General features: G+C 64.8%; 23 protein-coding genes. 15 read left to right on the top strand and 8 right to left on the bottom strand.

The annotated features are described in order from the left end of the window. The first annotated feature begins 27 nt into the window (after positions 1–27). From KXR83_RS05455 to KXR83_RS05445, 3 genes are read left to right on the top strand one after another with little or no spacing between them, the layout of a single operon-like run. Positions 28–1,218 (top strand): lipase family protein, encoded by a 1,191-nt coding sequence (locus KXR83_RS05455; protein WP_437423920.1) that lies wholly within the window; start codon positions 28–30, stop codon positions 1,216–1,218. Beyond that, complete coding sequence (locus KXR83_RS05450; RefSeq protein WP_437423919.1) at positions 1,215–1,595, top strand: DMT family transporter; 381 nt, start codon at positions 1,215–1,217, stop codon at positions 1,593–1,595. Before KXR83_RS05455 ends, KXR83_RS05450 begins: the two co-directional genes overlap by 4 nt. Then, positions 1,592–1,918, top strand: coding sequence for a DMT family transporter (locus KXR83_RS05445; RefSeq protein ID WP_437423918.1), 327 nt, complete (start codon positions 1,592–1,594; stop codon positions 1,916–1,918). The genes KXR83_RS05450 and KXR83_RS05445 overlap by 4 nt, the downstream gene beginning before the upstream one ends. 103 nt (positions 1,919–2,021) lie before the next feature. Here the strand turns inward: KXR83_RS05445 and KXR83_RS05440 are convergent, their stop codons facing one another. Both KXR83_RS05440 and KXR83_RS05435 read right to left on the bottom strand, forming a co-directional pair. Continuing rightward, the gene (locus KXR83_RS05440) at positions 2,022–2,990 is read right to left on the bottom strand and encodes an isopenicillin N synthase family dioxygenase (RefSeq protein ID WP_437423917.1); all 969 of its coding nucleotides are present in this window, start codon (positions 2,988–2,990) and stop codon (positions 2,022–2,024) included. 132 nt (positions 2,991–3,122) lie between these two features. Continuing rightward, complete coding sequence (locus tag KXR83_RS05435; protein ID WP_437423916.1) at positions 3,123–4,289, bottom strand: nitrate ABC transporter substrate-binding protein; 1,167 nt, start codon at positions 4,287–4,289, stop codon at positions 3,123–3,125. 317 nt (positions 4,290–4,606) lie between these two features. Here KXR83_RS05435 and KXR83_RS05430 point away from each other — a divergent pair, with 317 nt between their 5' ends. The 6 genes from KXR83_RS05430 to KXR83_RS05405 are packed head-to-tail and all read left to right on the top strand — an operon-like array spanning position 4,607 to position 10,678. Next, complete coding sequence (locus tag KXR83_RS05430; RefSeq protein ID WP_437423915.1) at positions 4,607–5,389, top strand: ABC transporter ATP-binding protein; 783 nt, start codon at positions 4,607–4,609, stop codon at positions 5,387–5,389. Then, positions 5,386–6,270, top strand: coding sequence for an ABC transporter permease (locus KXR83_RS05425; protein ID WP_437423914.1), 885 nt, complete (start codon positions 5,386–5,388; stop codon positions 6,268–6,270). The genes KXR83_RS05430 and KXR83_RS05425 overlap by 4 nt, the downstream gene beginning before the upstream one ends. Positions 6,271–6,323: 53 nt before the next feature. Beyond that, complete coding sequence (locus KXR83_RS05420) at positions 6,324–7,379, top strand: isopenicillin N synthase family dioxygenase (protein WP_437423913.1); 1,056 nt, start codon at positions 6,324–6,326, stop codon at positions 7,377–7,379. A gap of 14 nt (positions 7,380–7,393) precedes the next feature. Next, positions 7,394–8,038: a GntR family transcriptional regulator gene (locus KXR83_RS05415; protein WP_437423912.1), complete on the top strand. Its 645-nt coding sequence runs from the start codon at positions 7,394–7,396 to the stop codon at positions 8,036–8,038. A gap of 54 nt (positions 8,039–8,092) precedes the next feature. Further along, complete coding sequence (locus KXR83_RS05410; RefSeq protein WP_437423911.1) at positions 8,093–9,343, top strand: amidohydrolase family protein; 1,251 nt, start codon at positions 8,093–8,095, stop codon at positions 9,341–9,343. A gap of 39 nt (positions 9,344–9,382) precedes the next feature. Then, complete coding sequence (locus KXR83_RS05405; protein ID WP_437423910.1) at positions 9,383–10,678, top strand: MFS transporter; 1,296 nt, start codon at positions 9,383–9,385, stop codon at positions 10,676–10,678. Between the two features lie 6 nt (positions 10,679–10,684). Here KXR83_RS05405 and KXR83_RS05400 read toward each other — a convergent pair whose 3' ends face one another. Together KXR83_RS05400 and KXR83_RS05395 are read right to left on the bottom strand one after the other, a co-directional pair. Then, positions 10,685–11,887, bottom strand: a complete 1,203-nt coding sequence (locus tag KXR83_RS05400; protein WP_437423909.1) for a trans-sulfuration enzyme family protein — start codon at positions 11,885–11,887, stop codon at positions 10,685–10,687. 29 nt (positions 11,888–11,916) lie between these two features. After that, positions 11,917–12,492 carry a TetR/AcrR family transcriptional regulator gene (locus KXR83_RS05395; protein ID WP_437423908.1) on the bottom strand — a complete coding sequence of 192 codons (576 nt, stop codon included), beginning with the start codon at positions 12,490–12,492 and terminating at the stop codon, positions 11,917–11,919. 98 nt (positions 12,493–12,590) lie between these two features. Here KXR83_RS05395 and KXR83_RS05390 point away from each other — a divergent pair, with 98 nt between their 5' ends. Both KXR83_RS05390 and KXR83_RS05385 read left to right on the top strand, forming a co-directional pair. Beyond that, positions 12,591–14,402: an ABC transporter ATP-binding protein gene (locus tag KXR83_RS05390; protein ID WP_437423907.1), complete on the top strand. Its 1,812-nt coding sequence runs from the start codon at positions 12,591–12,593 to the stop codon at positions 14,400–14,402. A gap of 102 nt (positions 14,403–14,504) precedes the next feature. Further along, positions 14,505–16,745, top strand: coding sequence for a SulP family inorganic anion transporter (locus KXR83_RS05385; protein ID WP_437423906.1), 2,241 nt, complete (start codon positions 14,505–14,507; stop codon positions 16,743–16,745). A gap of 3 nt (positions 16,746–16,748) precedes the next feature. Here the strand turns inward: KXR83_RS05385 and KXR83_RS05380 are convergent, their stop codons facing one another. After that, positions 16,749–17,606 carry a LuxR C-terminal-related transcriptional regulator gene (locus KXR83_RS05380; protein WP_437423905.1) on the bottom strand — a complete coding sequence of 286 codons (858 nt, stop codon included), beginning with the start codon at positions 17,604–17,606 and terminating at the stop codon, positions 16,749–16,751. 91 nt (positions 17,607–17,697) lie between these two features. Here KXR83_RS05380 and KXR83_RS05375 point away from each other — a divergent pair, with 91 nt between their 5' ends. After that, positions 17,698–19,326, top strand: coding sequence for an AMP-binding protein (locus KXR83_RS05375; protein WP_437423904.1), 1,629 nt, complete (start codon positions 17,698–17,700; stop codon positions 19,324–19,326). 17 nt (positions 19,327–19,343) lie between these two features. On the opposite strand, the gene KXR83_RS05370 is transcribed toward KXR83_RS05375, so the two are convergent. After that, positions 19,344–19,844 carry a DUF5994 family protein gene (locus KXR83_RS05370; RefSeq protein WP_051721550.1) on the bottom strand — a complete coding sequence of 167 codons (501 nt, stop codon included), beginning with the start codon at positions 19,842–19,844 and terminating at the stop codon, positions 19,344–19,346. Between the two features lie 670 nt (positions 19,845–20,514). Here KXR83_RS05370 and KXR83_RS05365 point away from each other — a divergent pair. Together KXR83_RS05365 and KXR83_RS05360 are read left to right on the top strand one after the other, a co-directional pair. Beyond that, positions 20,515–21,387: a universal stress protein gene (locus KXR83_RS05365; protein ID WP_437423903.1), complete on the top strand. Its 873-nt coding sequence runs from the start codon at positions 20,515–20,517 to the stop codon at positions 21,385–21,387. A gap of 88 nt (positions 21,388–21,475) precedes the next feature. Then, entirely contained in the window at positions 21,476–21,799 is a 324-nt protein-coding gene (locus KXR83_RS05360) for a hypothetical protein (RefSeq protein WP_437423902.1), read from the top strand. A gap of 6 nt (positions 21,800–21,805) precedes the next feature. Here the strand turns inward: KXR83_RS05360 and KXR83_RS05355 are convergent, their stop codons facing one another. Both KXR83_RS05355 and KXR83_RS05350 read right to left on the bottom strand, forming a co-directional pair. Next, positions 21,806–23,293, bottom strand: a complete 1,488-nt coding sequence (locus tag KXR83_RS05355; protein WP_437423901.1) for a DHA2 family efflux MFS transporter permease subunit — start codon at positions 23,291–23,293, stop codon at positions 21,806–21,808. Between the two features lie 2 nt (positions 23,294–23,295). Next, positions 23,296–23,826: an NADPH-dependent FMN reductase gene (locus KXR83_RS05350; protein WP_437423900.1), complete on the bottom strand. Its 531-nt coding sequence runs from the start codon at positions 23,824–23,826 to the stop codon at positions 23,296–23,298. Positions 23,827–23,879: 53 nt separating this feature from the next. On the opposite strand from KXR83_RS05350, the gene soxR reads away from it, so the two are divergent. Continuing rightward, positions 23,880–24,356 (top strand): redox-sensitive transcriptional activator SoxR, encoded by a 477-nt coding sequence (gene soxR / locus KXR83_RS05345; RefSeq protein ID WP_437423899.1) that lies wholly within the window; start codon positions 23,880–23,882, stop codon positions 24,354–24,356. The last annotated feature ends 57 nt before the right edge of the window (positions 24,357–24,413 follow it).

Below are 24,413 nucleotides of genomic sequence, written 5' to 3'. Positions count from 1 at the left end.
CCGGGGTGTCGCTGGTAAGTTCCTGCCGTGGGTCTGACGAGGCGAGCGGTTGCACTCGCCGCACTGGTTGTGGCCCTTGTGCTCGCCGGCTGCGGCGGCGAAGCCACCTCGACATCGAACGGCGAGGAGACGAGCTGGACCAACCCGGCGCATCTACCGTTCCCGGGCCCAGGTGACGTGGTCGAGGTGACGGACTGGGTGTCCGGTGGCGCCGAGTCGACGCGGGTGTCCGGCAAGCGGATCCTGTACCGATCCACCGACATCGAGAACCGGCCGATCGTCGTCTCGGGAACCGTGTTCGTGCCGTCGGGGCAGGCGCCGGAGGGCGGTTGGCCAATTCTTGCGATCGGCCACGGATCCACCGGCATCAACGTCGACTGTGCACCTTCTCTCACCCCGGACCTGTACGGCCTGCTCCGGTTGGTCCGCAATTACCTGCGTGCGGGGATGGCCGTCACTTTCGCGGACTACTCCGGGCTCGGCACGCCGAGTGGACCCCACCCCTATCTCGATCCGTATGCGGCGGCTCGCACGATGATCGACTCGGTACGCGCCATCCGACACGTCTTCCCCAGCATGTCGTCGACATGGGCGACCTACGGCATCTCTCAGGGTGGAGCCGCCAGCTGGGCGGCCGACGAGCTCGCGGCGGTTTATGCGCCGGAACTCCGCCTTGTCGGAGCAGTTGCGCAGGTTCCGTCGACGGACAAGACCCCGATGGTGGATCTGGCCGCAGCCGGCACCTTGACCCTCGAACAACAGGGCATCCTGCAATGGCTCGAGGAGTCATTGGCGCGCAGGCACGCCGATTTCAACCTGAACAACTATCGTCAGGGTGGCCTTGCGGAGCGGTGGGTCGATCTCAGTGGCTGCGGACGGTCGAACGCGCGCGAGCGGGCGCTACGGCAGATCTCCGCCTCCGAGTTCGCGCCGGCGAGTCCTGCCGCAGCCGATCGCTTGCGCACGTTGTTGCAGTCGATGGCGTTGCCGCGCACCCGGTTGTCGGCCCCGCTGTACGTCTTGTACGGCGGCGTCGACCGGTTCAATGCCCCCGAGTGGATCACCGCCGGAATCCGCAAGGCGTGCGAATTGGGTGGCCCGATCACCATCACCTACAGCCCCGCGGCCGGGCACGGCAATGTGGACACGAGCGGCATCGCGCGGTATCTGGCCGACCGGGTCGCCGGCGTGCCGGTGCGCGATGATTGTCGTCGATGACCGTCCTCTCGAACATCGCGACGAACAAGTGGCTTGTCCTCGGCTGCGCCATCGTCAGCGAGGTCAGCGCCACCCTCGCCCTGCGCGCGTCGGTGGACGACGCGCGGTGGCTGGTTCTGGTGGTCGCCGGATACCTCGGCGGGTTCGCTTTCCTCGCGCTTGTCTTGCGGGCCGGGATGCCGGTGGGGGTTGCCTACGGGATCTGGGCGGCCGTGGGGGTCGCACTGACCGCGGTGCTCGCCGCCGTCATCTTCGGTGATGCGTTCACCGTGGGTATCGGAGTGGGTATCGCGATCGTGATCGGTGGAGTCCTCCTGGTCGAATTGGGCTCGCACGGCGGCCATGAGACGACGGACGAACCCAGGGCGCCCGAATGACGTGGACGTACCTGATGATCGCGATCGTCTTCGAGGTCGGGGGCACGCTCTCACTGCGAGCGTCGGACGGCTTCCGCAAGATGATCTGGCTGATTCCGACCGTTGTCGGCTATCTGGTTGCGTTCGGGGCCCTGTCGCTGACCTTGGCCGGCGGCATGCCCGTCGGTGTGGCCTACGGGATCTGGGCCGCGTGCGGAGTCGCATTGACCGCGGTCGTGGCGAGGTTGGTCTTCAAGGACCCGCTGACCTGGGTGATGGGTGCAGGCATCGTCCTGATTGCCTGTGGTGTCCTGGTGATCGAGCTGAGTTCTTCGCACCACTGACGGGTCGCAGGCATTGCGACGCCGGACCTTTCGTCGAGGACGCGGCCCCGGGTACCGAACCCGGAGCCGCGCTGTGACGCCGCGCTGGAACTATGCGCTGGAACTACTTCGCGAAGTTCGCACTGATCCGCTGGTGCAGATAGTCCTTCGCAGTGATCGGCGGGTACTTACCGTTGGGCCCCTCGATGACCACCTCGCTGTTGGCCTGGGCGAAGAAGGCGATGGAATACCGTGCACCACGGTCGTCCCCGGCCCCGGGGCTGCGCACCCGATGGAAGTTGGACGGTAGTACGTCGTCGCTCCACCGCATCAGCATGTCCCCGATGTTGCAGGTGATCGCATCATCGGAGGGTTCAACCGACGTCCATTCCTGTGAATCCATCTCCTTGCCCGGGCACACCTGCAATCCGCCCTGACCGTTTCGCTGGAAAAGTAGTGTGAGGCAGTCGAAATCGGTGTGCGCTCCCGCTCGCCACATCCCGGTCAGTTCGGCGTCCTGTGGGACCGCGAAGTAGTGCAGTAGACGCAGGGTGCTCTGGTAGGTGGCAGATGTCGGGTCATGGGCCGCCGCGAAGAAGTCGCGGTGAAAACCCATCTTCTCGGCGAACAGCGACAGCAGATCCATCGCCAGGCGCCAGCACTTGGCTTCGAACGCCTTGATGGTGTCGGTGAACCCGACGAGTTCATCGTCAGAAGGCCAGAGTCCGTCCATGTTCGAGAGGGTGACCTGGTAAGACTCCTTCTGGTCCGGGGTTCCCACCGACGGCCGAACCTGGGTCATGCTCTCCCATCCGGAATTGAATCGTTTCGGATAGCGGGCCTTGACCTCGGCCGGCAGTGCGAAGAATGCTTCTGCCATCGCGAAGGCCCGACGTACCTCGGTCAGGTCGATACCGTGGTCGACCACCTGGAAGAACCCGATGTCGGTTGCTGCCGACCACAATTCATCGGCGATCTCGGCGCGTCTGGTGCTGAGGTCGGCCAGCGAGATGCGCCGCACCTCGCGTGTGCTCTCGGTGCCGATTGCGCCCATTCGGCGTTCGCGCTGCAATTCGGTCATGTCGTACGTCATGAGCTGAGGACTTCCCGTTCTGAGGTCTGAGGTCTGAGGTCTGGGGTTTGGGGGGTCTTGGGGTCTGGGAGTTTTGGGTCCGGGGGTTCAGGGCCGGGAGGGAACGCGCTGCGTTCGCGAGAGTGCTGCTGGTCAGGGAATGGAGATGGTCGGATCGGTGAACTGGTTGGTGAACATCTGCTGCGCGGTCATCGACGCGGGCACACTATTTCCCCCTGCGGCCAGTACCGGTGTCAGTTCTGCGACGTTGCGGCTGGTGCGGGCGTCGTCGTAAACACCGAACGCGCCGTTGTCCTCGTTCGCGAGCAGACCCTTCTCCTGCAGGAGATCAGCACTGAAAGCGGCTTCGCCCTCGCTGTAGGGCGAGTAGGTCTGGTCTTGCGACACCACGTCGACGATGACCTTGTTCGTCGCCTCGGGAGAGGTGATGTAGTCGACGCCCGCTTGCTGGATGATGGGCACCAGCTTCTCGAGGCACGGCGAGAACTCGGCGAGTTTGTCAGCTCGCACAGAGACATTCGAGGCATAGATGTCGTAGCCGGCATCTTTGATCAGGCCGTAGGAAACCGGTTTGTCCCACGCGGGCGTCTCCTCCTCATACGTGTACGGCTCCGAGTTGGCGAACCCCTGCTGGGCGATCGCCGGGTCACCGACGAACCTCGATGGTGCGCCGTCGTAGCTGGTGTCGATCTGGGACGGCTTCAACAGACCTTTCGCCACCATCCACTGCGGGAAGATCTGGTCCTTGGAAACCACCACGGTGGCATCGCCGGTGCCCACATCGCTGACGGATTTCCATTCGGGATGCGTCTGCGGATCCCACATCAGAATCGCCGGGCTGTATTTGAGCAGTGGCGTCACCCCGACCACAGGTTGGTCGGCAGCCGCCGACACCAGCTGATCTCCGTGCACCACACCGAGCATCGCCGAGTCGTCCACATACAGCTGCGAGGTGACGGACTGGAACCCGGTCGCCGGTCCGCCGGACTTCAGTGTGATGTCCACTCCCGTGTCCTTGCCTCCGGCCACCAGCGGGCCGGTGACCGATTTGTCGTCGGTGTTCACCTGGTAGCCCGGGCCGAGCATGGCAAAGAGAGCGCCCATGTCGGACTGTGGCTGCCACTGCAACTGCGCGCCGACGTTTGCCGGACACACATCAGCGAGACTTTGCTCCGCTGCCGCCGGTTCGATCGAGACCGTTTCTGCCGCGTCGTCGGACCCGAATGCGCAGGCGGACAGGGTCAACGTGGTGAGCGCTACGGCAGTGATGCCGAAACGCCGACGGTGCGAGAACGTCATGGTTTCTCCTCAAAGATGGGTGGGGTGGTCGCGGACGCTCACCTGGATTGCGATCGAGCATGTGCTCGCGCCGCCCGGTCGCCTCGTGCGCCGGAACAATTACATGCAATCAGTAGTGTGTTGCGACGTTGTTACCGACTGTTAAAACCGTAGGCAGCATCTGGGGACACTTCAAAAAGCCAGTTGAACGGCCCGCAAGAGAACCGATGTCACGAGAACGTAACTGCGTGCAACTCGATCGTCATGCATGTAATCCACCATGGTGAGGAATGAACAGCCCACTGTTACATGTACTAGCCGATCGTATGGAGGTCGAGATGAGACTCGCGGACACAGTGCGGGACGCAGACGCGCGCAGGCTCACGAAGAACACGCAGATCGTCTTCGCCGATGTCGGCAAGCAGTTCGACACCGGGACGGTTGCCGTGGAGGACGTCGGCCTCGAGGTGCGCCGCGGAGATTTTGTGGCGGTTGTCGGGCCGTCGGGTTGCGGGAAGTCCACGCTATTGCGGATGGCAGCCGGTCTCGAAGAGCCGACCGCGGGATCGGTCGCAGTGGCTGACGATTCGGTCGGCTTCATCTTCCAAGAACCGACGTTGCTGCCGTGGCGAAGCGTTCGGGCGAATGTCGAGTTGTCGGCCGAGTTGCGTCGCGAGAATCGTGCCGCCGTCAAACGTCGTGCCGCGGAGTCGATCTCCGCGGTGGGCTTGGAGCAATTCGCGGATCAACTACCCAAAGCGCTTTCCGGTGGCATGAAGATGCGTGTGTCGTTGGCGCGGGCGCTGACTCTGTCGCCGGCCACCATGCTGCTCGACGAACCGTTCGGCGCACTCGATGAGATGACTCGACTGGACATGCAGGTCGAACTCCAAAGGCTATACGCCGAACGGCATTTCACCGCCATGTTCATCACACATTCGGTGTCCGAGGCGGTCTACCTCGCCAATCGGGTGGTGGTGATGACCGCACGACCGGGACGCATAGCCGCCCAGTTCGACATCGACTTCCCTTATCCACGCAGCCCCGAGCTGCGATTCGACACCCGCTTCACCGACCACGTCTCCGAGATCTCGGCGACCCTGCACAGGAGCAACCGATGACCCAGCTCGATGCCACGCTCGCCCGGCCCGGAAGGACATATACGGCAACGGCACGACCGGACGCGCCGTCCGGTCGCCTGTCCAAGCGGCGCATCCGCACGGCGACAGCCGTTGTGCTCGGCCCCCTGCTGTCGCTGCTCGGCGCTCTGGTGTTGTGGTCGATGGTCAGCTACTGGGTCCTGTCGCCGGAGCGGAGATTCCTGTTACCGCCACCGGGCGATGTGCTGAGGAACTCCCTGATGGACTGGACGCACCTGCGGCCCATGCTCGAAGCGCTGGCGGTGACGGCGCAGGTGGCGATGGTCGGATTCCTGGTGGCGGTTGTGGTGGGTGTCGGCACCGGAGTGCTGATGAGTCAGGCCAAGTGGATCGAGCGCATCATCTATCCCTATGCCGTGGTGATCCAGGTGATCCCCATCCTCGCCATCGTTCCGCTCATCGGTTTGTGGTTCGGATACGGAATGATGTCGCGCACGCTGGTCTGTGTGCTGATCGCTGCCTTCCCGATCATCACCAACACCCACTTCGGAATAAGGTCTGTTGACCGCGGACTGCACGAGCTCTTTGCGCTCTCTCGTGCGTCACGTTGGGACCGGTTGGTCAAACTCGAACTGCGGGCCGCACTTCCGGCCATTCTCACCGGTGTGCGCACCGCGTCGGGACTTGTCGTGGTGGGCGCGATCATCGGAGACATGTTCTTCGCCAAGGGACAGCCGGGAATCGGCACACTGCTCGACGTCTACCGCGGCCGCCTGCAGTCCGACGATCTGATCGCAGCCATCGTGCTCGCATCGATCTTCGGAGTCGCGGTGTTCGGCGTGATGGGGATCGTGTCGAAGTTCGCAGTCGGCAGCTGGCACGAGTCCGGGCGTGACTCATGAACGATCCGTATCCCGAGATCACCGTCAATCGAACTTCTACGAAGGAACATTTCATGGCCAGCACACCGTTCGAGGTACCCACCATCGACATCAGCCCGTACCGCGACGACAAGCGAAGCTCGGACTCATCGGCGCGGGCAGAGGTCGCCTCCGCGCTCGACCGTGCGTGCCGCGACGTAGGTTTCGTCCAGATCGTCGGTCACGGTATCGACACCGACACCATTGCGGGACTCGCCGACGCGCTCGATGAGTTCTTCGCCCTGCCACTGGCGGTGAAGAAGCAGTACCGACGGGACCCGGCAACCAATCGTGGCTACTCGCCGCCCAAGTCGGAGTCCCTGAGCATGAGTCTGGGCATCCCGACGGCAGGACAGATGAACGACTTCTACGAGGCATACACGGTGGGTACCGAAGCGGCGGACTTCACGCCGCTCGAAGTACCCGAGACCAGCTACGCGCCGAACAACTGGCCCGACGCCGCGCCGGGGTTCGCTCCCGCGGTCCAGGCTTACTTCGCTGCAGCACAGTCACTCTCGCGTAGCCTGATGGACGCCTTCACCGATGCACTGGGTCTGCGACCTGGGTACTTCGAGACCATGACCGACCACTCGATCGAAGCGCTGAAGATGAACAACTACGCCTTGCCGGAAGGCGACACCGAGTTCACCGGTGACCTGACGGGGATGGGGGCCCACACCGATTTCGGGATCCTGACCATTCTGTGGGCCGACCGCGTTCCAGGTCTCCAGGTACTCGACCGCGAGGGACACTGGCACGATGTCCAGCCGGCCGAAGGTGCCCTGCTGATCAATCTGGGAGATGCGATGTCGCGGTGGACCAACGACCGCTGGATGTCGACCATCCATCGCGTCGACCCTCCGGTGGTCGACGGTCAGATCACGCGGCGTCGTTCGGCAGCATTCTTCTTCGACGGCAATCACGACGCGGTCATCGAAGCTCTTCCCGGGACGTTGGCAGAGGGCGAGACGGGCTACCCTCCGATTACGATTGCCGAGAACATCGCCATGAAGGTTGCCGGCCTGCGCACCGGTGTGGCACCTGCGACGCAACTTCGAGAGGCCGCGCGCGTTGCCGCGGCCGAGAAGTAGGGAGGGGAGCAGAGGTGACGGCATCTGAGCGTGCCCTGCTCACCGACTCGGTGCACGACGCGCTGCAGGAGATGATCTTCTCCGGCGAACTGGAGTCGGGGAGCCCATTGAGTGTGCCCGCGTTGGCCGCTCGGCTGAAGGTGAGTCGGACTCCGGTCCGAGAGGCGGTGCAGCAGCTCATTTACGAAGGTCTTGCATCCCATACGCGCAACGCGGGCGCCCGGGTGGCCTCACTCGATGCCCAGACGCTCAAGTCCGTGTTCGAGGTCCGGGAGGTTCTGGACGGGCTGGCGGCGTACAACGCCACTCTCACCGCCACGCATGAGACAGTGGCCCACCTGCGCAAGATGGTCGAGGTGCAGCGTGAATTGCTCGAGGATCCGGCCGACTCCCGGCGGGACGCCACCCTCGACCTCCAGTTCCATACCCTCATCCGTGAGACGGCGAACAATCGTCCACTGGGCGAAGCGCTTTCGCGGCTCGATGGCCAGTCGCACCTGTTCCGGTCCGACGTGTGGACCGCCGACCTCAATCGCCGTCTCGCGGTGATCGAGCACGAACGGATCGTCGCCGCGATCGAAGCAGGAGACGCCGAAGGCGCCCGCACCGCCGCGTGCGCCCATGTGGCCGGGGTGTTCGTGCGTACCCAGCGGGTGTGACAGGCGCGCCCCCGCATCACTTCTCGCCCCATGCGCAGATCAGAAGGTTGAATAATGAATCTCTCTTTGCCGCAATCGCTCTCGCAGATGCGCGGCGCCGTGCTCGCCGACGGATCTGTGGTCGACGTCGACATCTCGATGGTCGATGGTCACGCCGTTGTGACGGCTGTGCAGCCCACAGACGAACGCGCGGTTGCTCCGGACCGAGCCGACGTACTCGACCTGCGTGGGTACGTTCTGCTCACCGCACCTGCCGAGCCTCATGCACATCTGGACAAGGCACTGTCGTGGGACGTGTTGCGGCCGCCCCTTGGCGACCTGCACGATGCGATCGCGAACTGGAAGGAAGGCAGCGCCGGTCTCGACGAGGAGTCATTCCGGACGCGCGCGCGAACGGCCGCTCTGGCCCTGCTGCGCAACGGCACCACCGCCGTCCGGTCGCATGTCGACATCCTCCTCGGCGCCGACCCCCTCCGGGGTATCCGGGCCATCGACCGGGTCCGAAGGGAACTAGAGGGGGTGATGGACATCGAGATCGTCGCGCTGAGCAAGGTGTACGCCACCGACGAACTGGTGCATCAGGCACTCGACGCAGGCGCCGACCTCGTGGGCGGCTCGCCGCACAGTGCGCCGGACCCACTGGGCGACCTGGACCGCCTGCTGACGATCGCCGAGGCCAGGGGAGTGGGCGTGGACCTGCACACCGACGAGTTCCTGGAGGGAGACCACCACACCATCGGGGCATTCGCCGAACGCGTGGCGACATGGCCGGCAGGCCGGATTCGCACTGCCGGACACTGCACCCGGCTCGGCACGATGAGCAGAACAGAACTCGCAGGGCTGTTGCCGCTCATCGCCTCGAGCGGCATCGGGGTGGTGGCCAACCCGATCACCAATTTGTATCTGCAGGGCCGGGGTCACCCGGTCTCGACTCCGCGGGGCATCACCGCCATCGAACCGCTCCGAGAAGCGGGGATTCGGGTGGCGGCGGGCGCCGACAACGTGCGGGACGCGTTCAACCCGGTCGGGCGCAGCGACGCACTCGAGACCGCGATGCTGGCCATCACGGCAGCACACGTACACCCGGACGTCGCCATGGCGATGGTCACCGAAGACGCGCGGGCGGTGATGGGGCTGCCCGAGGCAGGCCCACGCGTGGGGGCGCGTGCAGAGTTCCTGGCTGTCCGAGGAACGAGTGTGCTCGACGTCATCGCCAACGCCCCTGCGGATCGGGTGGTGATCCACGACGGCAAGCTGGTGTCGCTGAGTGAAACCCGAACCCATATGGCCGTTTCCGCACACTGATTCGGACATTCCGGGCTCATCCGGCCCCCGCGGAAGATCGTGAGCGTTGCTGACGTTGAGGTGCCCGTGCGTACCCGCGACACCCACCAACCGAAGGGCTCTGCCATGACTGCTGCTGGTGCCGGAGTCGACACCCACACCGGGCAACCGGTGCCGGGCCGAGCGCTACGGCTGATCGCCTTCCCCGCGGCGGTCTACGCGTTCGCGGTGGTGATGATGGGCACCACGTTGCCGACCCCGCTCTATCCCGAATACCAGCGGGAGTTCGGCTTCGGCAGCCTGATGACCACCATCATCTTCGCGACGTATGCGGTCGGGGTCATTGCTGCACTCATCGGGGTGGGGCAGTTCTCGGACACGATCGGCCGCCGCCCGATGCTGTTTGCAGGCGTGGCCCTGTCACTGGCCAGCGCGGTCTTGTTCCTGATCGGCGGCAGTGTCGAGATCTTGTTCGTCGGCCGCCTGGTCTCGGGATTCTCCGCGGGCATCTTCACCAGCACGGCAACCGTCGCGGTCATCGAGGCCGCACCGGCGGCTCGACGCCGGATGGCACCGGCGATCGCCACCGCCGCCAACATCGGCGGCTTGGGCCTGGGTCCTCTGGTCGCCGGCGTGGTCACCGAATTCGCGCCGTACCCGACGCGGACGATCTTCGTGATCCATGCCCTGTTGCTGATGGTGGCAGGAGCCGGCCTGCTTGCCGTCCCGGAAACGGTCAAGGTGCGCAAGGGGGCTCGGCCCAGACTGCAGCGGGTCAGTGTGCCACCGTCTGTGCGCGGCATCTTCCCGCAAGCGGTTGTGGGGGCCGTTGCCGGATTCGCGGTCTGCGGGTTGTTCACCGCGGTCGCCCCCAATTTCATGACAAAGGTCCTGGACATCTCGTCGCCCACGATCACCGGGCTGGTGGTCTTTGTCCTCTTCGCGGCCTCGGCTGTCACGCAGATCGTGTTGTCGAATGCGCCGGTCCGCCCTTCGCTTGTCGCCGGATACATCTCACTCACCGTGGGTATGGCCGTGTTGATCGTCAGTCTGGAGGCTGCGTCGTTGGCGGGATTGATCGTCGGCGCCGTGATCTCGGGGGCGAGCCAAGGCCTGCTGTTCAGCAAGGGGATCGCCGCCATCGCCGCCCGGGTGGAGCCCGAGCGCAAGGCCGATGCCACATCCGCCTATTTTGTTGTTGCCTACCTTGCCATCTCGGTGCCGATCATTGCAGATGGCTTCGCCGCGCAGGCGTGGACGCTGACCACCGCCGGCGTGGTGTTCGCCTCGGTCATCGCCGTGATGGCTGTAGGCGGGCTGATCGCCCTGCTGATGCGTCCGCGTGACGCGATCTGACGGGCGTCAGCCGAACGTGTCGTCCAGGGCCGCGGACAGGTCGGCGATGATGTCGGCGGGATCCTCGAGTCCGATCGAGAAACGTAGGTGCCCCCACTCGCGGAACTCGTTCGGATAGTTCGCAACTCGCGCGCCTTCGGTGCCGACGTGCACGATGAGTGATTCGTCGTGTCCGAGTGAGACCGCCGAGGTGATCATCCTCAGGTTCGCGACAAACCGGTTCTGGGTGTCGGAGTCCCCGCGGACGGCAAACGCCATCATCGCCCCGTGACCTCGACCGCCGAACTGGCGAGACGCCAACTCGTGCTGGGGATGTGAGGCAAGTCCCGGATAGGCGACGTAGACCACCCGATCGTCGGCGTCGAGGAACTGCGCCACCTGCTCGGCCGAGGTGAGATGCCGGGACAGCCTCAGTGGCAGCGTGATTGAACCGCGGCTGATCAACCACGCATTGAACGGCGAGATCACTCCTCCGACATCGACCATGGCATGAGATTTGATGGGATCGATCAGGCTGCGTGCGCCCACCACGGCGCCGCCCATCGCGTCCCCGTGCCCGTTGTAGTACTTGGTCAGTGAATGCACCACCAGGTCGGCCCCGTCGGCGAGCGGTCGATACAGCGGGGGTGGGGTGAATGTGGAGTCGACGACGAGCAACGCGCCGCCTTCGTGCGCGATGGCGGCGACCGCGGCGATGTCGGTGACCTTGGTGGTCGGGTTCGCGATGGCCTCGACATGCACCAGACGAGTGGTCGGGCGCATGGCCTCTTCGACCGCGTGCGGATCGGATGCGTCGACGAAGGTCGCCTCGATGCCGTATTTGACGGGGAGCAGTTCGGTGAACAACTTCCACGTGGCCTCGTAGGTGACGTCGGCGACCACCACATGGTCACCGGTGTTGAGATACGTGAAGAAGACCGCGTGCAGTGCGGCAACCCCCGAGGCCAGGGCGACTGCGTCCTCCGCCTCTTCGAGCGCCGCCAACTTCTTCTGCAGCGCAATCTGATTGGCGCCCGAGTTGCGGGTGTACAGCGGGATGTCGGTTCCGGACCAGCTGACGTTCGACGGGTCGTCGGGCAGGGCGTACGAGTTCGCCATCACGATCGGCGTGCGTACGGCGCCGGATCCCTTGTCCACCGAATTGCCGGCGTGCACCGCGCGGCTGTCGAAGGACAGGGTGGACGGGTCGTCGTTGTCGGGGCGGCTCATCAGCTCAGATTACGACGCGGGCACCGATGTCACGCGGGCACCGATGTCGCGGCAATGGCTTTGCGTAGGCTCCGCAGTGTCATCGTCTGCACCTTCATGCGGGTGCCGGAACTACGATTGACGTGGTCGACGCTGGCATAGAGCAACGCCCACATCATGTTCACGATCCACTCCGCTTCGAGTTCGGCATCGATCGAGCCGTCGGATCGTCCGCGTTCGACGGCTTCTATGACCGTGCCGTCCGTGAACGCGATGTCCTGATCATTCACCCCGGAAGCGAAGAACAAGACGGCGAGCACATCGGTGAGTTCGAAGTACTCCTCGCATAGGCGCAAGATCGCTTCCAGACCCGTGCCCCGTGCGAGGTCGGCGCGCCGGCCGGCGTCCGCGACGGACTGCTCGGCGAATCGCGCAACCGCACCGAGCAGATCGGAACGTTCCGGAAAATAGCGGTGCAACGTGGTGCGGCCGACTCTCGCGCGATCTGCGATTTCCGCGAGCGGCGCCGTGGGTGACTTGGCGAGTGCGGCCACAGCCGCGTCGAGAATTGCCCGGCGAGTACGCTCACGCGCTCCGGACTCCTCGGCGGTTGAGGTCGCGACCATGACGTGAGCATAGTCGCGCTGTCATCAACGACGGGATGTCGCCGTACCGCGACGAACAAATGGGTTTCCAAAGTGGAACATGTATGTTCCACTTGGGCATGGACACTTCCATCGCAGAGAACAGCCCTCAAGCGGCGGCATCCGGTGACCTGAAGAACATCAAGGTTCTCGCCGGGTTCGCGCGTCCTCATCTCAGATCGATCGTCCTGGGCCTCGTGCTGGCGCTCAGCGGTTCGGTCACCGTCCTCGCGACGCCGATGGTCACCAAGTGGATCCTCGATTCGCTGGGGAACGGTTCGTCGATCGTCACCCCGGTCCTGGTGCTAGTGATCTTCCTGGTGGTCGGGGCGGTACTCGGCTGCGCGCAGTGGATCGTGCTGGGAACTGCTGCGGAGTCGATCGTCTACGACGCTCGTTCGTCGCTGGTCCGCCGGTTGCTCGGTTCCACCGTTCCGTCGGTCCAGGCCCGGCCGGTGGGCGAGTTGGTCACGCGCGTCACTTCCGACACGGTGTTGCTGCGCGAAGCCGCGTCGAGCGCAGTGGTCGGGGTCATCAACGCGACCTGCGTCGCCGTCGGGACCATCGTGCTGATGGGTGTGCTGGACCTGGTGTTGCTCGGGGTCACCATGGTCGCGATCATCTGCGTCGCGGCGGTGTTCACGGTGCTGATGCCGCGAATTGCCAAGGCGGAAGCGCGCACCCAGGAAGCACTCGGGCATCTCGGCGGTGTGCTGGAAGGCGGTCTGCGTTCGGTGCGAACAGTGAAGGCGGCCGGAGCGGAGGATCGGGTCGGCGCGGTCATCGGCGACAACGCCGCTCGTGCCCGCTCGCATGCGGTGGCCGCGGTGCGTGTCTCTGCCGGCGCCATGACGGCCGGGTGGACCGGTGTACAGGGCGCGATCATCGCCATCCTCGCACTGGGGGCGTGGCGCGTGGAAGCCGGCGCCATGGAGGTGTCGACACTGATCGCTTTTCTGTTGTACGCCTTCACCTTGATGGGGCCCGTGTCGGAGTTGACGCAGAACATCACCGCGCTGCAGTCTGGAATCGCCGCAGCAATCCGCATCCGGGAGATGGAGAACCTGGAGTCGGAGGTCTCGGCTCCGGCGGTGAAAGTCCTACTGCCCCAGCATGGTGGTGCAGGCAGCGGGGGAATCGTGTTCGACGACGTGACATTCCGGTACGGCGACGACCTGCTACCCGCGCTCGACCGGGTGTCGGTCGAGATCCCCGCCATCGGTCACACTGCCATCGTCGGACCGTCAGGTGCGGGCAAGACCTCAATCTTCTCGGCGATCCTCCGCTTCATCGAGCCCCACAGCGGCGTTCTGCGACTCGGGGGCGTCGGGTATCCGGAGATGACGGTGGCAGAGGTGCGAGAGCAGATCGCCTACGTCGAACAGGAATCGCCGCTTGTACCGGGCACGGTGGGTGACAACCTGAGGTTCATCCACCCCGAAGCAGATGACAACGAACTCGCGGAGGTGCTCACCTTGCTCAAACTCGACTCGACCATTGCCGCTCTGCCGGCGGGTGTGGACACGCCGATCCGTGACACGGATCTGTCGGGCGGACAACGCCAACGGATAGCGATGGCGCGCGCGATGATTCGTCCCTCGCCCATCTTGTTGCTCGACGAGGCGACATCACAGGTCGACACCCTCACCGAGGCGGTGATCGTGGAGTCGATCAGGCAACGCGCCCAGACCGGCGCCGTGATCACCATCGCCCATCGCTTGTCGACGGTGCGACATGCCGACACGATCATCGTCATGGACGAGGGGCGGGTGAGTGCGGTGGGCAGTCACGATGTGTTGATGAAAACCGATGATTTGTACGGGCGAATGGTGCGAGCCGGAGGATTCGAACCCTCGCACGACGTGCACCCGATCGGCCCCGCAGTGACGTGATCCGAGTCCGCGACGACGGGTCGGATAGGTCACAAAACCACCGGAGGTAACAGCGCTCTAAGGCCCCGTTAATACTTTCTCTTTACTTTGTAGAGCATGCGAATGCTCAGAGAAATCTCAACATCGTATTTCCGGGGGACCGACTTCAAGGCCAACATCCGATATGACCTCCCGGCCTCTCTTGTGGTTTTCCTTGTGGCGCTGCCACTTTCGCTTGGTATCGCCATAGCGTCAGGTGCTCCCGTGATGGCGGGCCTGATCGCCGGTGTGGTCGGCGGCATCGTCGTCGGTTTCCTCGGTGGCTCACCCCTGCAGGTCAGCGGCCCTGCCGCGGGCCTCACCGTGGTGGTCGCGGAACTGGTCAACACCTTCGGCTGGCGGGTCACCTGTGCGATCACCGTGGCGGCCGGTGTACTGCAGATCGTGTTCGGTCTGAGCCGTGTTGCACAGTCCGCGTTGGCCATTGCTCCTGTTGTGGTGCACGCGATGCTGGCCGGAATCGGCATCACCATTGCGCTGCAACAGATTCACGTCTTGCTCGGTGGTTCGTCCAAGAGCGACGCCTGGCAGAACCTGACCGCCCTACCGGGACAGATCCTCGATCTGCAGCACGCCGAGGTGCTGGTGGGTGGCATGGTGGTGGTGATCATGCTGAGCTGGCCGACGCTTCCGGCAAGAGTTCGAAAGGTTCCCGGCCCCTTGGTCGCCATCGTTGCGGCAACACTCGTCGCCGCTTTGGCGCCCATCGATGTCGAACGGATCGACCTCGGCGGCAACTTCTTTGATTCGATCTCCCTTCCCGAGTTGCCCACGGGCAACTGGAGTGGCGTGGTGCTCGGAGTTCTGACGGTCGCCCTGATCGCCAGTGTGGAGTCGTTGCTGTCGGCGGTTGCGGTGGACAAGATGCACACGGGCCCACGTACCGACTTCAACCGAGAGTTGTTGGGACAGGGCAGCGCGAACATCGTGTCGGGTGGCCTCGGTGGACTTCCGATCACGGGTGTGATCGTGCGAAGCACCACCAACGTCACGACCGGCGCCCGGACCCGGACATCGACCATTCTCCACGGCTTCTGGCTCCTCGTGTTCTCGGTGATGCTCACCTCCCTGGTCCAGCAGATTCCGCAGGCAGCTCTTGCCGGATTGTTGGTGGTGATCGGAATCCAGTTGGTGAAACTGGCCCACATGAAGCTGGCGTGGCGTACCGGTGATCTCTGGGTGTACCTCATCACGATGTCCTGTGTTGTCTTCCTCAATCTGCTCGAAGGCGTGGGAATCGGGTTGGCGGTGGCGATCGCTGTCCTGATCTGGCGGGTGATCCGCGCCGAGATGGTCGCCGAGCCGTTCGGGGCCGAAGGAGCCCGGCAGTGGCGGGTGAGCATCCGCGGATCCCTCAGCTTCCTGGCGCTCCCGCGATTGAACAAGACACTGGGATCGGTGCCGGCGGACGCGCACGTGAGTGTGGAACTCGACACCGACTATCTCGACCATGCTGCCGCCGAGATGATCGAGGACTGGAAACGCGCGCACGAGGCGAACGGTGGATCAGTGCACATCCAGCAGACCGGTAAGGCAACGATGGAGGACGCCCCCACGGCACCGCCTCGGCGGAAGACTGCTTCGGGTCGCGGCCTGGGTCTGGCTCCTTGGAAGTCGTGGCAGTCGACCACCACGACGGACGCCGGTTCGCCCCGAGCGCTACAACCGATCAAGGAGGGCGTCGACGAGTATCACCGCACCGGTGCGGACGAACTCCTGGAATATCTCGTCGATCTCACCGACGTGCAGGATCCGGACACACTCTTCATCACGTGCGCCGACTCGCGCGTGGTTCCCAACGTCATCACCTCCAGCGGTCCCGGTGACCTGTTCACCGTCCGTAACGTGGGCAACCTGATCCCCGCCCCGCCCAAGGCGGACGTATCCGCGGAAGCGGCGATCGCGTTTGCCATCGACGAGCTGCGAGTCAGTTCGGCGGTGGTGTGTGGGCACTCGTCATGTGGCGCGATGAAGGCGCTGCTGTCGACGGACGGTGCAAGCGAGGCCGGCCCGGTGGGTGAGTGGCTGAAGAACGCCGAGCCGAGCCTTGCTGCCTGGAGGGCAGGGCACCCGGCCGGGTTGAGCGCGGCTGCAGCAGGTTTCGGAGACGTCGACCAATTGGCCATCGTCAATGTGGCATTGCAGGTGCAGACGCTTCAACGCCATCCGATTGTCGGGCGCGCGGTCGCCGAGGGGCGGCTGCGGGTTGCGGGTCTCTTCTTCGACATCGCCACGGCGCGGGTGGTCACGGTCACCACCACCGGTGTGGAGATTCCGCAGGTGCAGACCCCGACTCCGAGCTGACGCTCAGGGGAGTAGGTTCATCCGTCGCGCCGTGACCACCGCTTCGTGCCGGCTGTGGGCATCCAGTTTGCGCATGGCACTACGCAGGTAGCTCTTCACCGTCTCGGGTCGTAACGACAATCGCTTGGCCACATCGATGTTGGAACCGCCGAGCGATATCGCGGAGAGGACGTCGATCTCACGGGGGGCCAGTGCCACATGGCCCGGGGTGTCCATGTCGGAGTTGATGATTCGCGCGAGGCGTTCGGACATGTCTCGCAGCCGGGTGCCCGCGCAGTTGTCGAGCGTTGCGCCCAACTGGCGCAACTCCGCATGGATGCTGCGGAGTTCTTCTGTGGCAACGGGATCGGTGTGTTGTGGGATGGCGGCGACCGCGGTCATCATCGCCACCCGTCGATCCACCTCATCGCGGATTGCGATCTCTGCGGCAAGCCGTCGACAGGCCTCGACCACCGCGTCCGCGGTGCGCCCCCCGATGGGTGCGGCGTCGCGCCGAGCTGCGTACAGGACGGCGCGCGGACGGTTGTCCACCACCACGGGCACGGCCAGCACCGATCGCAGACCTTCGCCCAGAACCGGCCGGTCGTAGTGGTGGGTGATGGCCGAGGCGTTGCGGTAGTCCGAGACGGACGCCGGACGCAGCCGGTCGACCACCCGGCCGCCCAGCCCCGACGACGAACTCACCGCCAGCCCACGCAGCCCGTTGGTTCGGGTGCCGACGAACTCGCTGAGGATCAAGGTGCCCGCGTGGACCTCACCGCCGAACATCACCGGCGTCTCCGACCGTGCCGCCACCTGACGCATCTCGCTGCGTAGAGCGTCGGTGTCGCGTGGACGGAGTACGGGGGACGAGCTGGTCATGTGTCACCCCTTTTCGGGGGTAGCGGGCGGACAAGTGTGACCTGGATCCTACTCGTGTGTGGAACGAGCGAGCGAGAAGAGGACTCCGCAGATGAATGCCATCGATGACCGAGTGGCCGAGTTGCTGGCCCAGTACGACAATCCGCAGGCGTGTGCTGCCGACCTGCTGTGTGATCGGCACCCGAGTGATGCGATCGCGTTCACCGTCATCGACTCCGCAGGCGGCGGGAACGTGACGTCGGTGGACCTCACTTATGGCCACCTTCGGGAGCAGTCCTCGAAATTCGCGGCGGCCCTTGCCGACCTCGGGGTGGAGCCGGGGGACCGGGTCGCGACACTGATGGGGAAGTCAGCCGAGCTCGTCGTTGCGGCACTGGCCATCTGGCGTCGCGGAGCGGTGTATGTCCCGCTGTTCACGGCCTTTGCTCCCCCCGCCATCGCGTACCGACTGCAGTCCAGCGGTGCCAAGATCGTCATCTCCGACCTCGACCAGCTGACCAAGCTCGCGCCCGGCGAGGACATGCCGGCCGACGCGCCGTGGCAGGTGATCGCCGCCGGCAACATCTCCGACGACCGACTCCAACTGTCTGCGCTGATCGACGCGCACACGTCTGACGAACCGGGTGCGGCCGCGGTGACCGTCGGCGGCGACGGCTTGCTGGTCGAACTGTTCACCAGCGGCACCACCGGCACACCGAAGGGCGTCCCGGTTCCGGTCCGTGCGCTGGCGTCGTTCCACGCGTACCAGGAGTTCGGCCTGGACGTGCGGCCGGAGGACGTGTTCTGGAACGCCGCCGACCCGGGCTGGGCCTACGGGCTCTACTACGCACTTCTCGGGCCGATGGCATCGGGCACCCGAAGCCTGCTGCTGCACGCGGGATTCTCGCCCGCCTTGACGTGGCAGGTGCTCCGCGACTTCGAGGTGACCAACTTCGCTGCGGCGCCGACCGTCTACCGCGCACTGCGAGCGGGGGATGCGTCGGCGGAGAAGATCACGCTGCGCCGGGCGTCGTCGGCCGGTGAACCGCTGACCCCGGACGTGGTCGGCTGGTCCAGCGATGCTCTGGGCGTGGCGGTACGAGATCACTACGGGCAGACCGAGCATGGCATGTTCATCGTCAACGCCTGGCACGATTCGCTGCGCACCGACGTACCGGCCGGCTCGATGGGACGGGCCTTGCCGGGCTGGACATGTGCCGTGTTGCAAGAGGATTCGGACGATGTGGCCCCCGCCGGAACGCTCGGGAGGGTGTCGATCGACACCTCATCCAGTGACCTGCTCTGGTTCAACGGCTATGTGAACGCGCCGGAGAAGACGGCGGGCCGCTACACCGGCGACGGCCGGTGGTACCTGACCGGGGACTCGGGGGCGGTGGACGGTGACGGCTTCTACTTCTTCTCCTCGCGCGACGACGACGTGATCATCATGGCCGGTTACCGGATCGGGCCGTTCGATGTGGAGAGTGTGCTTGTCATGCACGACGCGGTCATGGAGGCGGCGGTGGTCGGCAAATCCGACGAGTTGCGCGGCGAGGTACTCGAAGCGTATGTGGTGCTACATGATTCGGCCGAGCCCTCGCCGGAGCTAGAGGCAGACCTGCAGCAGCTGGTGAAGAGGAAGTTCGCGGCCCACGCCTATCCGCGCAAGGTTCATTTCATCGATGCCCTGCCCAAGACCCCGAGCGGAAAGGTCCAGCGATTCGTGCTGCGGCAGCGGTGAGAAACGGTCGGAGCCGATCAGGCCTCTGAGCGCGCTCCTCCGCGCGGTTTGGCCGCGGGTGTCTTGGCGATCGGCAGGGCGCCGTGGATCTGCTTGGTCGCCTCGCGGACGATCCGTCTGGCCGAAACCCGCGCCTTGGCTGATGCGTTGCCCGCCGAGGCGATGCCTGCGGACTCACCGAGAATCGCCACGGCCAACGCGGACGACGTCCGGTAAGGGATGACCAACAACGTCGCGGTGCGTTTGAGGCCGGTCAGGCAGATGATTCGCTGGGCGACCGGGATCAGCGAGTTCCTGATGCCGTCGTAGTCGACAGCGTCGAGATCCGGGAACGAGTCCGAACGCGACCAGTTCACCGACACATCCCGGACCACTCCGAGCAGCGGATTGAGGGCACTGACCAGCAACGGCAGTTCGTTGCCAACGCGGGCGGTCTCGGGCCACCAGGCTCCGTCGATGTTGGCGCCGCGCTCGCGGGCGAGCGTGAAGCGGATCGGCGCCGACATCGGTTTACTCATGGTCAGCCACGGTCCGATACGAATGTGGATTGCGCTTCTTGGCGTTTTGCCTTCGGGTCGATCACGAGGTCGGAGAACACCGGTTGAGGGATGTCGCCCGACGGGGCCGCTTTGTGCGAGTCATCAGAATGGCTCAATTCGCGGTGCGAGAAAAGGTCTCGATCCTGCATGTTTGTCTTCTTTCTGGTGTGAGTGCCGATTGTGGCGCTCGAGTTTGTGGGCCGCGGCGAGGGGAATGGATCCATCGGTCGCCGTCGGCGGTGAATCATGGACACGATCTGCGAGACGAGCCGGGCATCCGGCTGCGATCTAGAGAGTGAACGAGCGGTGTATCGGTTCCAGGTCTGCTACCCGACACCGCAGCGGTATGGATCGGCCTTTCGTAGCCGCTAGCCATTTCATGCCGCTCACCTGGGCCGTTGGCCCATTCCGACGCCTTCTCAGGCCAGGTGGGAGAGACGGCGGTCAGTGGATGTTCGAGCACGAACAGCGTTCGTAATGTGTCCGACGTCTCTAGTGTACGGGTACCCCGGCCACAAACGCGGTTGTGGGGCCCGCCTGTCGGCCCGAGCAGTTCACCCGCATGTGTCGCAGTAGACGCCCGCCACGCGTTGACGATGAACAAAAGGAGAGAAGGATGGTCGGGGAACGCGAAAAAGGAGGTTCAGTGGTGAGCTCGACAATTGTTGTCGGAATCGATGGATCGGAGTCTGCCCTCGAGGCAGCGGTGTGGGCGGCAAAAGCTGCCGAGCGGCAGGGAAAGTCGTTGACGATCCTGGCCGCCTACGAGACACAGGCCGCGGCATACGCACCGGCGTTGGTCATCCCGCAGGACGTCATCGACATCATCCGTAAGGAAGCCGAAGAAAACGTACACACGGCAGCGGCGAAGGCCCGCACGACGGCTCCGTCCGTCGACGTGACCGGAAAGGTCGTCGAAGGCCGGCCGAGCCCCGTGTTGATCGACGCCTCGCATGACGCGGCTCTGGTGGTCGTGGGCAGCCGCGGCCTCGGTGGCGTTCGTGGCCTGTTCCTCGGATCGGTCGGCGTCGACGTCGCAGCTCACGCGGCGAGCCCGGTTGTGGTCTACGCGGGCCCCGGTGGCCCCGGCCCGGTGGTTGTCGGAATCGACGGTTCGGAGTTGAGCGAAGCCGCGCTGTCGTCCGCCTTCGAGCAGGCATCTCAGCTCGGGACAAAGCTCAAGGTGGTGCACACCTGGACAGATCTGGCATCGGACGCACTGAACGGGTACGGACTCGATGCGGATCAGCTGCAGCGGCTCGCGGACGAAGCCCACGAAGTCGTCGCCGAGCGCATCGCCGGATTCGGCAGCGACTACCCGGATGTCGAGATCGAACGCGTCGTGGTGCCGGACGGCCCGGCCAACCAACTGATCGAACATGCCACCGACGCCCAGTTGCTCGTGGTGGGTAGCCGCGGTCGAGGCGGGTTCCGCGGGCTGCTGCTCGGTTCGACCAGTCAGGCCGTGTTGCACAAGGCCACGTGCCCGGTGCTCGTGGTCAAGCCGGCGCGAACGAAGTAGTCCTCACACCCGGGCGGCCGGATTGCGAGGTTCATCGTCCCTTTGCCGCGCGGTGGCGAAAACCCGTGGCAGTTGTGGTGTTTCGTTCGTGCCCCTCGATGCCCAGCGCGACAAGCGATGGGCGAAGCGAAGTGCAAAACGGAACGTGGCCGCAGGACACGGTGTTCAGCGCTCGGAGTCGCTTGCTTTTGTCATTCATGTGCGGTGGCACCAGCACCATGACGGACATCTGGTGCCACCGCGGCTGGATGATCGAATCGAGATCGCCGGCGCCACCGCACGCCAGATCGACGACTGCCTCACCGAAGCTGATGGCCTGGCCCGCCGCTGGCGGCAGCTCGGCGTCGGCGGCGAATTGCAATTCGATTGGCCGTGGCCCGAGCGCGGTCGTGTGAGGCGCGCCGTCGCCTAGAGGCGTTCAGCCCGCTTCTGCGGCGAGTTCGGTTCGCTCGGCGGGCTCGGCCGTTCTGACCGCGACCGCTGTCCGCGGGAGAAGAAACGACGTCACAAGCGCCGCGACGAGTAGGCCCAGTGTCAACAGGTAGGTGTCGGCTACGGCGTCGGCGAGTGCCGGCCCTGTGACCAAGCGTTCGGCTGTCGAGAGTCCGAGCGCCGCTGCCATACCGCCGTCGTCGAGCAGGGGCACCCGATTGTTGAGGTGAGTCGTGAGCACCGTCGCGGCGGCCGCCGCGCCGATCGCGGCGGCGAACTGGTTGCCGGTTGTCAATATCGTTGTACCCGAAGGCATGTGCTCGGCCGAGACGCCGCGTAGGGCGGCAGTCATCACGGGCATCAACGTGGAGCCGATCCCGATACCCATCACCACGCCGATCCCGGCGACCACGACGTACGAGGTGTTGTCGTCGAGGATCGTTGTCATCAGCGACATCGCGACCACCGTGGCCGAGATCCCGAACCACACCACCATTCGCGGGTCCACGCGATCGACCAGCCGGGTGGCGATCTGCACCACCACGCCGGTGGTGAGTGCCTGGCCGATCATCAGCAGGCCGGCAGTGGTCGCGGTGTCTCCCCGAACTGCCTGGACGTAGATGGGCAAGATCATCATCGAACCGAAATACGCCCCGGCCACCAGCAGCATGGTCAGCGCGCCCGTCGACAACGACCGCTCGCGAAGCAACCGGAGGTCGAGCAACGGACGTTCGGTGTTCAGTGTCCGCCGCGCGAAAAGCGCCAGCAGCAGTGCCCCGGCCCCGGCAGGTGCGACGACAGCGAGCGTGAGAGGGTCGCCGTGGTCGCCGGCCTTGGCCAGGCCGAACACGAGCAGTGCCCCACCGGGTGCCAGCATCAGCAGGCCCGCCCAGTCGAGGGGGCGTTTCTCTGTTCCCTTTGTTCGCGGGAACACTCTGATGGCCAAGATGATTGCCGCGATCCCGATCGGAACGTTGATCAGGAAGAGCGATCGCCAGCCGACACTATCGACGAGGAAGCCACCCGCCGTGGGGCCGAGGACCGGCCCGACGAGCAACGGGAGGCCGAGCCAGCCCATCATCTTCCCTCGGTGGCGTTCGTCGACGAGCTGCAGAGCTATGGTCATGCCGACTGGTTGCAGGAAACCTCCGCCGAATCCCTGAACCGCCCGAAAGGCGATGAGGCTCTCCACGTTCCAGGCCAGACCTGCGAGGGCCGATCCGGCCACGAACACGGTCAGTGCGCAGATGTACACGCGTGCGGCACCGAATCGTCCGATCATCCACGCTGCTGTCGGCATCACGGCGACAAGTGCGAGAGCGTATGCGGTGGTGACCCATTGCACTGTCGCGAGATTCGTGTCGAACGACTCGGCGAGCCCGGGGATCGCGACCACGGTCACCGTGACGTCCAGCATCACCATCAGGGTGCCCAGCGCGAGAATCGCAGCCACCTTCTTTGCCCGAGCATCCATGATCACGCCGCCCCTTGATCTGCCACGCGTGCCGACTTCAACAGCTCGGCCCACCAGGTCAATTCGTCCATCGCCGCTCGGGCGGAGGCGACGGCGGCATCGTCGAGTTCGAGCGTTCCGTCTACCAGGTGGTCCCAGGGCGCATGGATCACCACGCCATTGCGGGTGCCGACCGAATAGAGCTCGGCGAACACGGCGCGAAGATGTTCCACCGCACGGAGGCCGCCCGACATCCCGCCGTAGGACACGAATGTGACGGGCTTCTTCTTCCACTCCTCACGGTGGGCATCGATGAGGATCTTGAGCTCACCGGGGTAGGAGTGGTTGTACTCGGGGGTGACCACGACGAAGCCGTCGGCGGATGCCAAGACGGCGCTTGTCCGGGTGTCACTGGGGTGGGCCAGGTCGACCACCTCGAAATCGACGTCACGAGAACGCATGTGGTGCAAGAACCACTCCGCGACCTTGGGGCCGATCCGGCCCTTGCGTACCGAACCGATGATGAGAACGAACTTTGGCTGTGTGTGGGTCATGGAAAACGAGTATTCAAGTTCAAGTGAACTTGAAGTCAAGCTACGATGTGGTCATGCCACCGAAGAAATTGGAGATGACGGTCGGGGAGCTGGCCATCCGAGCAGGGGTCGCGCCATCGGCGGTTCGATACTACGAGGATCGCGGATTGATCTTCAGCAGGCGAACGGCAGGCAATCAGCGCCGATATCACCGGGCGATGTTGCGCCGGGTCGCGTTCATCCGCGCATCGCAGGCGGCGGGCATACCGCTCGCCACCATCGGCTCGGTACTCCAAGCTCTCGGGGAGCACGAGTCACCGACCAAGTCGATGTGGCACCGCGCGTCACAACGATGGGTGGACGACCTCGACGAGCGAATCGCCCTGCTGCAACGCATGAGAGACCTGATGGACTCGTGCGTGGGGTGCGGCTGCTTGTCGATGAAGGCGTGCCTGCTGCTCAATCCCGGAGACGCCTATGCGCAACAGGGATTGGGCAACAACCGGCTGATCACCGACGACTGCGAACGCAAACTCGAGGCGACCGACTAGCGGCCGCCGGCCCACGGCGCCGGCGGGCGCCTGAGGCTCCGGCGACTGACCGTCGCT

It is taken from the genome of Williamsia muralis (assembly GCF_051487485.1).
GTDB lineage: Bacteria > Actinomycetota > Actinomycetes > Mycobacteriales > Mycobacteriaceae > Williamsia > Williamsia muralis_B.
This window is presented reverse-complemented; position numbering and strand designations above follow the sequence as displayed.

Bases quoted from the DNA above. Each gene is read 5' to 3' on its own strand.
- KXR83_RS05450 (WP_437423919.1), top strand. From the start codon at position 1,215: ATGACCGTCCTCTCGAACATCGCGACGAACAAGTGGCTTGTCCTCGGC.
- KXR83_RS05445 (WP_437423918.1), top strand. From the start codon at position 1,592: ATGACGTGGACGTACCTGATGATCGCGATCGTCTTCGAGGTCGGGGGC.
- KXR83_RS05440 (WP_437423917.1), bottom strand. From the start codon at position 2,990: ATGACGTACGACATGACCGAATTGCAGCGCGAACGCCGAATGGGCGCA.
- KXR83_RS05435 (WP_437423916.1), bottom strand. From the start codon at position 4,289: ATGACGTTCTCGCACCGTCGGCGTTTCGGCATCACTGCCGTAGCGCTC.
- KXR83_RS05430 (WP_437423915.1), top strand. From the start codon at position 4,607: ATGAGACTCGCGGACACAGTGCGGGACGCAGACGCGCGCAGGCTCACG.
- KXR83_RS05425 (WP_437423914.1), top strand. From the start codon at position 5,386: ATGACCCAGCTCGATGCCACGCTCGCCCGGCCCGGAAGGACATATACG.
- KXR83_RS05420 (WP_437423913.1), top strand. From the start codon at position 6,324: ATGGCCAGCACACCGTTCGAGGTACCCACCATCGACATCAGCCCGTAC.
- KXR83_RS05410 (WP_437423911.1), top strand. From the start codon at position 8,093: ATGAATCTCTCTTTGCCGCAATCGCTCTCGCAGATGCGCGGCGCCGTG.
- KXR83_RS05400 (WP_437423909.1), bottom strand. From the start codon at position 11,887: ATGAGCCGCCCCGACAACGACGACCCGTCCACCCTGTCCTTCGACAGC.
- KXR83_RS05395 (WP_437423908.1), bottom strand. From the start codon at position 12,492: ATGGTCGCGACCTCAACCGCCGAGGAGTCCGGAGCGCGTGAGCGTACT.
- KXR83_RS05390 (WP_437423907.1), top strand. From the start codon at position 12,591: ATGGACACTTCCATCGCAGAGAACAGCCCTCAAGCGGCGGCATCCGGT.
- KXR83_RS05385 (WP_437423906.1), top strand. From the start codon at position 14,505: ATGCTCAGAGAAATCTCAACATCGTATTTCCGGGGGACCGACTTCAAG.
- KXR83_RS05380 (WP_437423905.1), bottom strand. From the start codon at position 17,606: ATGACCAGCTCGTCCCCCGTACTCCGTCCACGCGACACCGACGCTCTA.
- KXR83_RS05375 (WP_437423904.1), top strand. From the start codon at position 17,698: ATGAATGCCATCGATGACCGAGTGGCCGAGTTGCTGGCCCAGTACGAC.
- KXR83_RS05370 (WP_051721550.1), bottom strand. From the start codon at position 19,844: ATGAGTAAACCGATGTCGGCGCCGATCCGCTTCACGCTCGCCCGCGAG.
- KXR83_RS05355 (WP_437423901.1), bottom strand. From the start codon at position 23,293: ATGGATGCTCGGGCAAAGAAGGTGGCTGCGATTCTCGCGCTGGGCACC.
- KXR83_RS05350 (WP_437423900.1), bottom strand. From the start codon at position 23,826: ATGACCCACACACAGCCAAAGTTCGTTCTCATCATCGGTTCGGTACGC.
- soxR (WP_437423899.1), top strand. From the start codon at position 23,880: ATGCCACCGAAGAAATTGGAGATGACGGTCGGGGAGCTGGCCATCCGA.